Source organism: Fusibacter sp. (assembly GCF_057447755.1).
This window is the reverse complement of sequence record NZ_JBVBZF010000069.1, coordinates 1-13,744: the sequence shown is the minus strand read 5'-3', so window position 1 is coordinate 13,744 and position 13,744 is coordinate 1. Positions and strand designations below refer to the sequence as shown.

The 13,744-nt window shown below is 38.4% G+C and carries 11 protein-coding genes and 1 riboswitch; of the genes, 8 read left to right on the top strand and 3 right to left on the bottom strand.

The features are described from left to right. On the bottom strand, positions 1 to 811 hold an 811-nt coding region (locus AC220I_RS10295), incomplete at its 3' end, for a metal ABC transporter substrate-binding protein (RefSeq protein ID WP_486723740.1). A 162-nt stretch (positions 812 to 973) separates the two neighbouring features. Further along, a riboswitch (FMN riboswitch) is annotated at positions 974 to 1,087 on the top strand. 88 nt (positions 1,088 to 1,175) lie between these two features. Between AC220I_RS10295 and AC220I_RS10290 the strand changes: the two genes are divergently transcribed. Continuing rightward, positions 1,176 to 1,769, top strand: coding sequence for an ECF transporter S component (locus tag AC220I_RS10290; RefSeq protein ID WP_486723739.1), 594 nt, complete (start codon positions 1,176 to 1,178; stop codon positions 1,767 to 1,769). Positions 1,770 to 1,900: 131 nt separating this feature from the next. Beyond that, the gene (locus AC220I_RS10285; RefSeq protein ID WP_486723738.1) at positions 1,901 to 3,265 is read left to right on the top strand and encodes an MATE family efflux transporter; all 1,365 of its coding nucleotides are present in this window, start codon (positions 1,901 to 1,903) and stop codon (positions 3,263 to 3,265) included. A 62-nt stretch (positions 3,266 to 3,327) separates the two neighbouring features. Here the strand turns inward: AC220I_RS10285 and AC220I_RS10280 are convergent, their stop codons facing one another. Beyond that, positions 3,328 to 5,142 (bottom strand): heme NO-binding domain-containing protein, encoded by a 1,815-nt coding sequence (locus AC220I_RS10280; protein ID WP_486723737.1) that lies wholly within the window; start codon positions 5,140 to 5,142, stop codon positions 3,328 to 3,330. Positions 5,143 to 5,333: 191 nt separating this feature from the next. On the opposite strand from AC220I_RS10280, the gene AC220I_RS10275 reads away from it, so the two are divergent. Continuing rightward, complete coding sequence (locus tag AC220I_RS10275; protein WP_486723736.1) at positions 5,334 to 7,901, top strand: ATP-binding protein; 2,568 nt, start codon at positions 5,334 to 5,336, stop codon at positions 7,899 to 7,901. 31 nt (positions 7,902 to 7,932) lie between these two features. On the opposite strand, the gene AC220I_RS10270 is transcribed toward AC220I_RS10275, so the two are convergent. Continuing rightward, a complete protein-coding gene (locus tag AC220I_RS10270; protein ID WP_486723735.1) occupies positions 7,933 to 9,069 on the bottom strand; it encodes a BREX system ATP-binding domain-containing protein in 1,137 nt (378 codons plus the stop codon). Positions 9,070 to 9,362: 293 nt separating this feature from the next. On the opposite strand from AC220I_RS10270, the gene AC220I_RS10265 reads away from it, so the two are divergent. From AC220I_RS10265 to AC220I_RS10245, 5 genes are all read left to right on the top strand, one after another. Beyond that, entirely contained in the window at positions 9,363 to 10,598 is a 1,236-nt protein-coding gene (locus AC220I_RS10265; protein WP_486723734.1) for a BaiN/RdsA family NAD(P)/FAD-dependent oxidoreductase, read from the top strand. Between the two features lie 156 nt (positions 10,599 to 10,754). Further along, positions 10,755 to 10,982: a FeoA family protein gene (locus tag AC220I_RS10260; RefSeq protein WP_486723733.1), complete on the top strand. Its 228-nt coding sequence runs from the start codon at positions 10,755 to 10,757 to the stop codon at positions 10,980 to 10,982. Between the two features lie 17 nt (positions 10,983 to 10,999). Then, the gene (gene feoB / locus AC220I_RS10255; RefSeq protein WP_486723732.1) at positions 11,000 to 12,841 is read left to right on the top strand and encodes a ferrous iron transport protein B; all 1,842 of its coding nucleotides are present in this window, start codon (positions 11,000 to 11,002) and stop codon (positions 12,839 to 12,841) included. A gap of 9 nt (positions 12,842 to 12,850) precedes the next feature. Beyond that, the gene (locus tag AC220I_RS10250) at positions 12,851 to 13,045 is read left to right on the top strand and encodes a hypothetical protein (RefSeq protein ID WP_486723731.1); all 195 of its coding nucleotides are present in this window, start codon (positions 12,851 to 12,853) and stop codon (positions 13,043 to 13,045) included. Continuing rightward, positions 13,029 to 13,744: DMT family transporter (locus AC220I_RS10245; RefSeq protein WP_486723730.1), on the top strand; the 716-nt coding region annotated here is incomplete at its 3' end. The genes AC220I_RS10250 and AC220I_RS10245, both read left to right, overlap by 17 nt.

Genomic DNA, 13,744 nt, shown 5'->3' with positions numbered 1-13,744 from the left:
TAAAGGACAGACCATAATCATATGCAAAGTAATTGTAGGATGAATGGTAAATCAAATAAATTTTATGGTCGCTTGCAGCCACCTTATCGACCACCTCTTGATCAAGTGCGGTCAATTGCTTTATTAACGTTTCTGCATTGGATTTAAAACTTTGCTCATGCTCAGGATCCATTTGAATTAAAGTATCTCTGATTTGCTTCACCATTGTAATCGCTCTTTTAGGGGATACCCAAGTATGGGGATCGTAATCAGCATATGCACCAATTTCAGTTGTTGGTGTCACCATTTGTGCCTCAAGGTGCATGAACTCTTCATCATGGTCAGAGTCACCATCAATTTCAGTTGAAGGTGTAGAAGTTTCATTTGAAGTAGCTTCATTCGAATTTGGCTCTGGCAAAGTGGTAACATCTGATTCGTGGTCGTGGTCTTCATCCACTAAAAAGGGATGCTCGGCTGCCAAGCCCGCCTGAAGATTTAAAACCTGAATTTCACGGTTGAAATCAGAGAGCTTTGGCATGATATTATCATTTTCAGTGGGTACGCCCACATAAATATAGAGATCTGCATCTGAGAGGAATTTCATAGAACTTGGTGAGGGTTGATAGTTGTGTGGATTTGCCCCAACGGGTATCAGTGCTTCGACATCAACATACTCTCCGCCAATGGCTTTGGTAAAAGTTTTTATGGGTAATATTCCTGTGGAGATCTTGACTTGTTCAGAGCTTGCAGTTTCTTGGCTACAGCTTGTTAGTATAAACAAAAAGACCAGTGCTATAATCATGATGATTGATTTTCTATTTGTAAACGGCATGTTTACCTCCATGTGATTTTCATAATAATATAGTATATCATAATTGAGAATGATTATCTACGAAATATGAGAATTAACCAATAATCTTGATGATAATATGATAATTAGAGGGACTATGAGAATCGTTGACTTTGAATATAAATCATGCTATACTGACTATGTAATAATCTTCAGGGCGGGGTGTAAGTCCCCACCGGCGGTAAAGCCCGCGAGCCGAAAGGCTGATCTGGTTAGATTCCAGAGCCGACAGTATAGTCTGGATGAAAGAAGAGGTTTATTATTATAATGCTATTTTACCCTGAAGTGCATGCTTTAGGGTATTTTTATGCCCGTAAAGCCAATAATATTTATGGGAGGTCTATATATGACAACTTCAACAGCAAAAAAAATGTCCGTCAAAATGATGACAAAAATTGCCATGCTTAGTGTAATTGCCTTTATTCTTTATTTTTTAGAAATTCAAGTGCCGATTTTTCCAGGCTTCTTAAAGATCGATATCAGTGATCTGCCTGCCCTCATAGGTGCATTTGCCTTAGGTCCAATTGCTGGAATCGCAATTGAAGCCATCAAAAACATTTTACATCTACTAAGAACCACTACAGGTGGTGTGGGTGAAATTGCAAACTTTGTCATCGGAATTGCTTTGGTGATACCAGCAGCTTTGATTTACAAAAGAGCAAAAACAAAATCGGGTGCAATCATTGGTTTAACTGTAGGTGTAATCACTATGGCAGTTATGGGCGGTCTTGCAAACTACTTCTTCTTAATTCCCTTTTATACGAATTTCATGCCAATCGATGCAATCGTAGGTATGGGAACTGCTGTAAATCCAAACATCAACAGTGTTGTAACCTTAATTCTTTATGGCATTGTACCATTTAACTTATTCAAAGGCCTTATTATTTCAGTTGTAACAATGATGCTATACAAACGTATTTCACCAATTTTAACCAAATAGTCAAATCGTTTTAAAACCGCCACACAATGTTTTAATTTTTAGACATAATGTGGCGTTTTTTTTATTTTTTGCTTTATCTTTAATATAAAAAGCGGTACTATTTAGGGAGGCTAACTAAATGTGAGGGAATGATGGAGCGACTTAAAGCAATTCAAACAAAGAGCATTATTCGACTAGAGATTGCAAAAATGATTATGCCGATTATGATGGCTAACATTTTAGAGATGTTGGTAGGGCTAGTTTCAATGGGTTTAATCGGTAATTTAGGTTTTATAGCCATAGGCGCCATGGGCTTAAGTACAAGAGTACGAGGCATTTTATGGGCAGTCTATAAGGGGATTGCCATTGGCGTCCAAGTTGTCATTGCTCAGGCAATGGGAAGAAAGGATCATAAAAGAATCAGAGAGGCATCACGGCAAACCTTGTCCTCTATTTTTATCCTTTCTATATTTTTCAGTGGCTCATTGTGGTTTTATCCTGAGTTTTGGTTAAAAATATTTGGTGCTAAGGATGAACTCCTTATTGTCGGTAGTGAAGTTCTTAGAATTGTATCTTGCGGATTGCCTTTTCTTGGTCTCATCATCGTAATTTCAGGTGCTATGCAGGGGCAAGGTGATGCAGTAACACCACTGATTATCAGCAGTGTCATGAATGCCCTCAATTTGATATGGGGTATCATTTTGGTCAATGGTCACTTGGGCTTTCCGAGACTGGGTTTGAAGGGGGCTGCTATCGCAATGGTGATCAGTCAATTGCTAGCTTCTATTTTAGGGATTGCCTTGGCACTTAGGAAGTCTGGTATATTATATGGGGTAAATTACCTAAATGTCTTTAAATTTTCGAGGGATATTCTAAAAAGTGTTTATAAAACAGGCATTCCAAGTGCGCTCGAATCTCTCTTTTGGCAAATTAGTTCAATATTGCTCATCAGGGCAATTTTGACTTATGGTGATAATGTTTATGCGGCTTATCAGCTTGGCTTGCAAGCAGAGAGCATCGCCTATATGCCGGCGGCTGGATTTGGTATCGCGGCCACGGCTTATGTGGGCAGATTTATAGGCGCAGAGGAACCTGAAACTGCAAAACTCTATTTTAAAGAAATCATGATTGGCGTTCTTTTGTTGTCCATTATCGGTGGCGGTGCTTTGGTACTTTTGCCAACCTCCATATTGAGTCTGATGACATCCGATGTCGCCCTCATAAAAATTGCGGTGATTTATATGATCATATGTGGTTTTGCACAGGTCCCTCAAAACTTGGCAGGTGTATTTGGTGGTGCGCTTCGAGGTGGAGGCTATACTAAAATGCCCATGTACACAGCTGCAATTGGGCTGTATGGTGTTCGTGTGCCAGTGGCCTTATTATCGGCCTATGTTTTTCATTTGTCTGTAAATATGGTCTTTCTTGCCATTGGACTGGATATGGGGATTAGACTTTTATTAAATGGCTACTTTTTTTACAAAATTGACATTTACAAAAATCCAAAGCACGTTTGATGATGGGTATAAAAAAGAGCACGGCATATTTTGAATATGCCGTGCTCTTTGAATTTAAAGCTTTAGAGTTTATAACGCTTGAGTTCGTCTTTTAGGAAGAGCACTACTTTTTCAAGTTCTTCAATATTATCTGACAAGCTCACAATTTCTGTCGAGAAGTTCGTTACGTTTGCACTCATCTCTTGAGATGTTGCTGAGTTCTCCTCAGCGATTGCAGCAAGGGTATGCATGTTTTCGAATACTTTATTGATTTTAGCAGTTTCATCTGAAAGTTTAACTGAAATTTCAGCGATTGAAGTGGAAACCACATGAATTCTATTTGAAGCAACCTTGCTATCGCTTGCAACAGTGGCCATGGTTTTGGTACCGCTTTCGAGTTCGATGAACTGATCGTTTACTTGTTTTACCATGTTGTTAACGCCTGTGGTGAACTCATTAAGGCTGCTGTTGATTGTATTAACGGCATCTTTTGAATCCTCAGCCAGTTTTCTGATTTCCTCTGCAACGACACTGAAGCCCCTTCCCATTTCACCTGCTCTTGCTGCTTCGATAGAGGCATTTAAAGCTAGTAAATTGGTCTGTTCAGCAATGCTTTCAACGGTGCTTACAATTTCGATGATATTCTTAATTTTCTTACTAAGCTCAGTCCCCTGAGTATTGACTTCAGAAAAATTATTTTTAACCTGATTGAGGTTCGTTGAAACTTTTTCAAGATCGTCTACAGATATCTCGATCTGTTTAACCGCGGACTCAAGACTTTCTTTACTCTCGAGTTCCTTGGAACTGATTTCATTTAAAATATCAATGTTATCAGCTAAGATGCTAACGGATCCTTCCGTTTCTGTTGCCTGGTGGATCGCGCCTTCAGCAACTTCCTGCACTGCTCTTGAAATCAAGTCAGATACACCACTCATGTTTTTAGCAACCTGTGCAAATTTTCCAGTGAATGAATGAAGGTCATCAAGGCCACCTTTAAGGTAAGTGAACTCTTCTCTTAATTTATCCTTTGTTTCAGCGAGGGCATCATAAATCTCCTCATGGTAGTCATTTGTCCTAACCACTAAATCATCTCTTAAATTTAAGGCTTTAACTTTTTCAAGTTCACCTGTTATATCATGAGAAGGTTTAAGAACGGCGTTACCGATGAGGACGCCTGTTATTAAAACGGAAAGTGGCGTGGCAATCAGTAAGGGGATATTTTCTGTTCCGTTTAAGCCCAATACCAAGCCAAGTGAAACAAGTGTTGGTAAAAATGTGATTTTGAAGGGCGCATTCTTGATAATGCCAAATGAAAACGCCTTTGATAAGCCATAGTTTCTAACGGTTTTGGTACCTTTTTCAAAGGTAATGTGAATTTTAACTGTGTGAAGGCCATCAGATCCAACAGAGCGTTCCAGAATCTTTGCCTCAATTTTTTCGTTAAAATGCTTACCACAGCCTTCGATTAATCCCATAAGATAATCCACAAGACCTCTTTTAGATTTGTAGGTGATGATGACATTTTTATCATCAAGTTCTTCCGGAATAAGTCTAGGTGGTTTTGCTCCTGGAATCATTTTTGTGAGCTGGGTATGGACTCTGTCCATGAGCATCATAAAGCTCTTTGCAGAGCCCTTGTCAAAGTAAGAAGGGAACCAGTTGTAAAATGATTCAATGTTATTTTGACCGAGTTTGTGCCACATGGCTTCAGTCTTCATGCCTTTACTGGTTGCAAAAGCATTCATAAGTGAAAACACTTTTTTATCATCTATCTCTTCTAGTGGTGTAATGAGTCTGGATGGATTCCAGCCTTCCTTTTTCATAATTTCATTTTTATGGGCTTCTCCAAACATTGATGTGATTGTGTTTAGCCAAATGTTAACAACGGTTCCTTTCATATTGCAACCTCCTAAAAATTTCTACATACAAAGTCTTGCTTATATACCCAATAATATCGAAAAAAAACGAATAATTTGTAATCATTTCAATTATATCAAAACGATGATTAAATAAGCAAATGTTATTATAAATTAGACGAAATAATTAACAATCTATGTTAAAATTAAGAAAAAGAGAAGGGAAAGGCTTTATGAGAAAACGCATTATCTTTATGATTTTAATAGGGATCCTTTTAAATATATGCCTTGCTTATGGCGAGGTCGCACCACAGGTACTTGAATTTAATGGTGATAAAATAGTTGAACTCTCCAAGGGCTGGACCTATATTGAAGATTTTTGGATCGACCCGGAAACCATCAATTTTGAAGATGTCAAATCGTCAAAGACCTTAAATGAGATCATACAGGTGCACGATAGGGATAGGGTTAGAGGCACCTTGTACATATCTTTTGAAGTTCCTCAAGCTAAGGTGAATACACCTTTTGTGATGAATAATACAATTTTAAATGACGTTCATAAGGTATTTATAAATGGAAAAGCATATGAAAGATCCAAAATGATGCTGAACTTTGACACAGTAGAAGATGGCTACATTTTTGTGCCCAATGAGCCCCGAGTTAATATCGTCATTCATTTTGATCAGAATATCGATGGTCTACAAGGCAAAAGCGGTATATTTGTGGGTTCCCTGAACACTTTTGAAAACAATCAAAGGTTTATCTGGCTCATGGAAAGCTTTATGGTAGCCTTAACCCTTGTTTTTCTCATTTATTTGATTTGGCAGCGATTTGCAAATAGAGTAAAAGCCAATAGTTTTTTACTTGAGATGCTGGTAATAGCATTTCTTGTGAGATTTATAACGCCAGAAGTGAGTGCCTTAAACTTGGAATCAGACATTAGTTATGTAAGGCTTCAGTTTTTCTTGTTCACTTTTATCACCACAGTATTTGTAACGCGTGGTTTTAAAGGGCGAGAATGGGTAGTTCCCTATATCTTGGAACTCAGTAAAGTATATTTACTGCTCTACGGGGCAGTTGTGGTCGTGACGCCGCTTAAATACCTCGATTGGGTTGGCGTTGTGCATATGTGCTTGATAATTGCATATATGATTTGGTGCAATATTTATAAGCTCCAAAGAATGGCAAGTCTTATATTCGCCTACTACCTCGTCATTTCAACTTTAAATTGGTATAACATGGTCAATTCTAGTTTTTATATGTTGCCAGTAATGGTTGTGCTTATTTATGTGAGTTTTAATCGTGAAAAAATTGGCGTATTGAAAGCCGCAGAAGACGAGGTTGAGCCTGTACAAGAAACTTATACGACAGATAAATCAGATATACAATGTCGTGAGATGCTCATGGGGACAGAAGAGGGCATGATACTCTTGACATCAGATCTTTACATTGATCATGCTTATAGTGAGATCACACAAACCTATTTTGATTTTGATATCAGGCATAAGAAAATTACAGATATTCTTTATCAAGATGATTTTGACAATAAGGTATATGCAGAGACGATCTTAGGCAGATTTTTCGAAGCGGAAACAGAAGGCGATAAAAAACTCTACTTAGACCTTTTGTCTAACAAGATAAGTCTTGGGGAACGTGTATTAGATGTCAAATATAAAATGACCAGGGATGACCAATATATCCTCGTTATTTTTAAGGATCAAACCGCATATCAAGACCAGTTTGATGAGAAACAGCGTCTTCAAACCAAACTGGAAATGATTCTTGAAATCATCAAAAATCAATCGGAGTTTAAAAACCTCTATCAAATGTTTTTGAACTTCAATAAACATGAATTGGATGACCTTTCTGAAAAGAGCAATTCAGTTAATCAATATTTAGATTTGCTAATTGAACAATTGGATTATTTTGAAAAACAGTTTGATTTCTTCAGACTTATAAAAGCGAGTCAAAAAATCAATAAAATCGTAAATGAACTCATTAATCTGAGAAAAGAGGGTAGTTTCTCAAGTTTTGTGGATGTTCAGCGCTATCTTGAAATATTTGAATTGGAGACACTTTTATCTGAGGACTTAGAAATACTGGAAGGTGCTTTAAATGAAAATGTTATGAAACATGAGAACTTGATGTTGGTGGATCAATCAGATTTTGCCGAGCTTGAGAGAAGGCTTAGTGAAATACCAGGAAGTGAGAGCTTGGTTCAACTCCTTTCTAAGATGAAGCTCGCTCAAAATCAGAAGGTCATCAGACAGTATGATCAGTATATCTCAGAGCTTGCTAGACGGTATGGTAAAAAGGTAAAGCCTATTAGAATAGAAGGTTATGAGCATGTTGTCAACAACCTGCAGTTCAGTAATATACTCAAGGGGATGATGAGTTTAATTGACAATGCCATCATTCATGGTATTGAAACACCAAGTGAAAGGTTCCGAAAGAATAAGAGTGAGTTTGGCAGTCTGGAAGTCTCTTTTAGTCGTGAGACATCTTATACTCAGATGATATTTGAGGATGATGGTCAAGGGGTTGATTATAATCGAATTAAGGATATGCTCTATCAACAGCAAAGGGTACCTTTTGAAACCCTAGTATTGTTGGATGCAGAATCACTTTCTGATTATCTGCTTGAAGAGGGCGTTACGTCAAATACTGAACACCATAAGGGTATGGGGCTCACTCAACTTAAGAAAGAGGTTGATCTCCACAAGGGGAGCATCAAGATTGAGTCTGAACTTAATCGCTACACAAGGGTTATTATTAGAATCCCAGAAGTAAGTAATATTTAGAACAAAAAAATAGATCGTCAGTGATGGCGATCTATTTTAAAAATGTATCAAGATACTGAATTGATTTTGTGACGAAATGCCTTGTCGTTTCCTGTTCAAAGGCCCTAATATGGTGAATGAGTTGATCTGAAGTTGGAACTTCCTTGAGGGGCTCGCCTTGAATTTTGTAAAGTTCTATAAGTTGATCCGACATGGAAACCAAAGCATCATCCGTGAGTCTTTCCAGTTTAATAATGGTTTGTCTTGTGTCTGCCATGGTGTGGTCAAGGGGCAAGTTAAGCCTTTGAGACAGTGACTCCAGCGCCATAAATCCCTTTTCGGTGTCTGTGATTAAGTGTGGTGTTCCAGAGAAGATGAACATGGTATGGGCCATCTCACCCGATGTTGTAAGGTCGATGAGGTGTTTAAGATTGTTGTAGGCTTGAAGCCTTAAATCTTTTCTCTCGGCAATAACCTGGTCTAGTTCATCGATAAATATAATGAGGCCCTTATAGCCAAGTAGGTGTATTAGCTTGGAAAAAGCTTTTAAAAAATCAAGGGTGTTGGTTTTATCCACATGCCCCACAAGCTCGTATTTTTGTTTAAGCTCAAAGGGGATGTTTTTTTCACCGGTCAGCCAAGCAGTCGTCACATTTTGCATTTCTTGATTACGCTGGATGCGACCTCTCATGAACATGAGGAAGGCCCTTGCAAAATTCATGTTGTATTTAGAAAGTTCTTGGCAGACGGCGTTTATTTCTACGCGCTTTCGATCAGGGAAGGGTGCAGTTTGAAGGTTTTCAATCCAGATGTCAAAGATTTCGTTGAAGGAAGTCTTCTCAAATTGAGCCCCTTTCATATAGAGGTTATGCATAATAGCATAATAGAGATCGTCAATTTTATTGAGTCTAAATCCGTTGTTGACTTGAAAAGAAGCAATGATATAATCGTCTTTCAAGGCCATGTTTTTAACAGCGTTGACAAGATGTGATTTACCCACACCGTATTCGCCAGTGATGATTTTAATAATGCTCTCGCCGTTTTTTAGAGAAGAAAAGCACCTGTTGAACTCAGCAATTTCTCTTTGTCTGCCGAAAATCAATCTATCCGTAAACCCAATCGGTGCTGTACCGTTTCTTAAGGCGTTAATAATTTTCGAAGCCTCATGTGCGTGTAAAGTCAGTTTCATCACCTCCAGTCTTACTATTATAACTTGATTTGGTAGGATAAGAAAAGACTATTCTGACAAAGTCTTCAAAGACACCTTAGGGTGAAGGCCTTCAGGAAAAAAATTTTCGTCCTAAAACAGCGCGATAAAGCTTGGCAATAAAACAGAGGGCACAACGTAGGATTTGTGTAGAGGCATAAACAGATGCAATGACTTTGTGCATGCCTTAAAGTTAATGACATCGTCCAAGCCTTAAAGGTAATGACACCCTACAAAATTTAATGTTAGACTTAATGTGTTAGGAGACCTAATGAATGATTTATGATTTAGTAATAATAGGTGGTGGCGCTGCAGGTTTGTTCGCAGCATCAATTTCAAGTCATTTGAACTTGGTTTTATTGGAAAAAAAAGATCGAGTGGGTCTTAAAATAATGGTTTCAGGCGGTGGACAATGCAATATCACTCACGGTGGTTATATGAGCCATTTCATAACGCGATATGGAGACCAAAAGTCTTTTGTCAAACCTGCACTGACACAGTTTGACAACAAACAAACCCTTGCTTATTTCGAGGCGATTGGCATAGAGTGTTTTGAACGTGAAGATGGTAAAGTCTTCCCTAAATGCTTGGATGCAAAAGCGGTGGTCAAAGCCCTTAAGCATACGATAGATAGGGATTTAAGTAAACAGATCGTCTTAGAAGCCTCAGTAACTGAGCTTATAAAAAAAGATGATGGCTTTACAATCATTACTGGTAGAGGTCAGTATAATGCCCGACATGTTCTAATTGCAACTGGCGGAAAATCATATCCTGCTCTTGGCTCTGACGGTGATGGCTATAGACTGGCTGAGGCACTTGGTCATAAAGTCCTTAAACCAAGGCCGGGCCTTACTGGGGTCGTATCAGGTAAGATGAGTACACTCGATTGGTCAGGAATTACATTAAGTAATGTGGCGCTTGTCCATGTTGCAACTGGACAATCACAAGATGGAAATGGAAGACGCAAGGCTTATAAAGGGGACTTGCTCTTTACACATTTTGGGGTGAGCGGCCCCGTAATCTTGAACAACAGTAGAGCCTTTGAAAAAGGCGATTACCTATTTATTAATCTTGTTGGTATTGAAGCATCTGAGCTTGAGAAATCTTTCCTCCAAACGTCAGGAGACAAACCCTTGGCATATTGGTTGAATCAACTCAAGTTGCTTGACAAGTTAAAAGCGACACTTCTAAAAACTTTCAAATTAAGCGGGCAGGAGAAAATGGCAACACTTTCAAAAACACTGCGAAAAGACGTGATTAAATGGCTGACACAATATGAGATTCTTATAGACGAATTACAAGGCTTTAAACAAGCCATGGTAACAGTTGGTGGTGTCGCTACCCAAGAGGTAGACCCCAAGACAATGGCATCGCTACTTGTTGATGGTCTATATTTTGCAGGGGAAGTACTTGATGTTGATGGTGATACTGGGGGATATAATCTACAGTGGGCATTTTCAAGCGCTAATGCTGCCATTAAAGCAATTGAAAGGAATACCCTTCATGAATAATAAAAAACATACAAAACCCCTTTAAATTGTATCTGTGTAAGTGTAGACGAATTGTAAATAATTCGTCTTTTTTTACGTCTCAGATTGACAATGATTATCATTAGTGTTAAGATAAAGGTGTAAATGAGACTCATTATCATATCAAAGGAGATTGTTATGGCTTTAACAAATGCAGCTATTGGCAAACACGTTGTTTTAAATACAATTAATGGCAGTGATAAATTGAAGCGTAAGCTTAGAGATATGGGCCTTACGGATGGTGTACGTTTTATGCCAGTCCTTAAGACTAAAAATGGACCAATGGTGGTAGAAATCAGAGGCACAAGGCTTGCGATTTCAGATCAGATTGCTGCAATGCTTGATGTGACACCCTTAAATGCATAGTGGGGGCTGAAGTAAAAATGAAGAAGATACATGTTGCCATTGCCGGCAATCCAAATTCAGGAAAAACAACATTATTCAATACGCTGACAGGTGGTAATCACTACGTGGGAAACTGGCCTGGCGTAACAGTTGAGAAAAAGGAAGGTAAGAAAAAATACAGAGATTGTCTTTTTAATCTCGTGGACTTGCCTGGAATATATAGTTTAGAACCCTTTACGATGGAAGAAATTGTCGCAAAGGATTACATTGTTGATGTTAAACCAGATGTGGTGATCAACGTTGTAGATGGCACTTTACTTGAAAGAAATCTTTATTTGACCACACAGTTGATGGCCCTCAATACACCAATGATTTTGGCCATTAACATGATGGATGAGCTTCATAAAAAAGACATTCAAATTGATATAGAAACCTTAAGCAAACAATTGGGATTCCCGGTTGTTTTAATTTCTGCCCAAAATAAATTAAATATTGATCAACTTTTGGACCAAGCCATTGCAATGGCAGATGTGCCAAAACCGGATTACCTAAATACAAAAGAACTTCTAAAGAAAATTGAAGAGGGGCACTTTTCCGAAAGTGAGGCTTCTAAACTCAGATATGAATTTATAGATGATTTACTAAAGCAAGTTTTAATAAAGGGTGCCACGGCCTATGATACTAAAACCGCTAAGCTGGACAATTGGATTTTAAATGAGTACATTGGCTTTCCAGTATTTTTGGCGATTATGGCATTTGTTTTTTATATGACCTTCAGTGTGGGAGGTATTTTCCTAGATTCAATCGATGTTTTCTTTTCGAGTATTCTTGGACCTGCTGTGGAAGTGACTTTATCAAATCTGGAAGTGTCAGAATGGATGATCAGGCTCGTTGTGGATGGGATTATTGGTGGTGTAGGTGGTGTTTTAACCTTTGTACCCAATATCGCGATTTTATTCTTTTTCATATCCATACTTGAAGATAGTGGCTACATGGCTAGGGTTGCATATATTATGGACAAGTGGATGTCCAAGTTTGGATTAAACGGCAAGACCTTTGTACCCATGATTCTTGGTTTTGGCTGTAATGTGCCAGCGATCATGGCAACACGCACCATTGAGAATGAAAAGGACAGGTTGCTGAGTATTTTGATAAACCCCTTCGTTTCATGTGGGGCAAGGTTTCCTGTTTATGTGCTCTTTGCATCGGTATTCTTTAAAGGTTATGAGACCATTGTGACCTTTTCCCTTTATGTTCTGGGGATTCTTGTTGCACTTCTTGTGGCGGTAATCTTCAGAAAGACAATTTTTAAAGAAAATGAATCCCATTTTATCATGGAATTACCTGTATATAGACTTCCAAATTTCAAAACCTTATTTATCCACGTTTGGGAACGCGTAAAAGGCTATTTGGTGAAAGCAGGGACCATTATCTTTTCGGCTTCTGTGATCTTGTGGTTCACCTTAAATTTCAACACAAGTGGTATGGTTCCTATTAACGAAAGTTTTGGAGCAAGTCTTGGAAAGTTGTTGTCACCAATTATGGCACCGCTTGGATTTGGATCATGGGAAATATCCTTATCCTTGATCACCGGTATGATTGCAAAGGAAATGATTATTTCCAACATGGCCATTGTATTAGGGGCAACTGATGGGGGTTCTACATTCCTCACAGCACTTTCTAGTACATTTGAACCCTTGACGGCGTATGTATTCATGGTATTTGTACTCTTATATACACCATGTGTTGCTGTTGTCGGTGTTATTAAAAGAGAAACCAACTCATGGAAGTGGACTGGCTTTTCTGTTGTTTATCAATTCGCAGTGGCGTGGTTTGTCGCATTTCTGTTTTATAGAATTGGTTTAATCTTTTTCTCATAGGAGGTCGTTATGGGAACTCTAGTAACAATTGGAATTGGCGTCGTCATATTAATTTATGCTGTTACTATTATTCGCAAGTCGATAAGACAGGTCAAAGTGGGTAAATGTATGAGCTGTTCTGTAAAATCTGATGATTGTCATTGCCACGAACTTCATGGTATAATCAACCTTGAAGAAGGTGACGTAAATGACAAAAAAGACTAAAGGTTTATTAAGTATTCTTGTCCCTGTGATCACATGGGGCATTTCTTTTGTCAGTACAGAGTTTTTACTGACAACATTAGGACCAATGACGATTGGACTCATAAGATTTGTCATTGCCACAGCCATGCTTTATATGGCCATGAAGATGACAAAGCAACCGCTTAAAATTGAGCCCAGAGATCATCTGCTTTTCTTACTTGCAGGTGGTATTGGCATAGGGGTTTATTTCTATTTTGAAAATACGGGCATCAAATATATATCGGCATCACCAGCGGCGCTTATCATTGCAGCGATACCGGTATTCACACTCATATTTGAAGCCATTATTTATAAGCGTAAGGTCGATCGAATAGATTTGTTTGCCGTCTTTTTATCCGTGTTTGGTGTTGTCTTTATTGTCGATATCAAACTTAGTGAGCTCTTTAGGGTACAAGAGGGTATTGGGTATTTGATGATGTTTGGTGCGGTAATCGCATGGGTTATCTATTCCATGGCCTCAAAGCCGCTCTTTGAGCGTTATTCTTATTTGACGATTATATTCTATCAGTTTCTCTATAGCATTCCCTTTTTTATGCCCTTCATATTCTTCGAAGCCAATCAGTGGCAAGCAGTTGGATTTGAAGGCATAGCACACTTGATTTTCCTGAGCATATTTGCATCCGTTTTAGGCTTTTACTATTATGCAAAAGCAATGGACTT

Coding starts and splice junctions, on each gene's coding strand:
- AC220I_RS10290 (WP_486723739.1), top strand. CDS start 1,176: ATGACAACTTCAACAGCAAAAAAAATGTCCGTCAAAATGATGACAAAA.
- AC220I_RS10285 (WP_486723738.1), top strand. CDS start 1,901: ATGGAGCGACTTAAAGCAATTCAAACAAAGAGCATTATTCGACTAGAG.
- AC220I_RS10280 (WP_486723737.1), bottom strand. CDS start 5,142: ATGAAAGGAACCGTTGTTAACATTTGGCTAAACACAATCACATCAATG.
- AC220I_RS10275 (WP_486723736.1), top strand. CDS start 5,334: ATGAGAAAACGCATTATCTTTATGATTTTAATAGGGATCCTTTTAAAT.
- AC220I_RS10270 (WP_486723735.1), bottom strand. CDS start 9,069: ATGAAACTGACTTTACACGCACATGAGGCTTCGAAAATTATTAACGCC.
- AC220I_RS10265 (WP_486723734.1), top strand. CDS start 9,363: ATGATTTATGATTTAGTAATAATAGGTGGTGGCGCTGCAGGTTTGTTC.
- AC220I_RS10260 (WP_486723733.1), top strand. CDS start 10,755: ATGGCTTTAACAAATGCAGCTATTGGCAAACACGTTGTTTTAAATACA.
- feoB (WP_486723732.1), top strand. CDS start 11,000: ATGAAGAAGATACATGTTGCCATTGCCGGCAATCCAAATTCAGGAAAA.
- AC220I_RS10250 (WP_486723731.1), top strand. CDS start 12,851: ATGGGAACTCTAGTAACAATTGGAATTGGCGTCGTCATATTAATTTAT.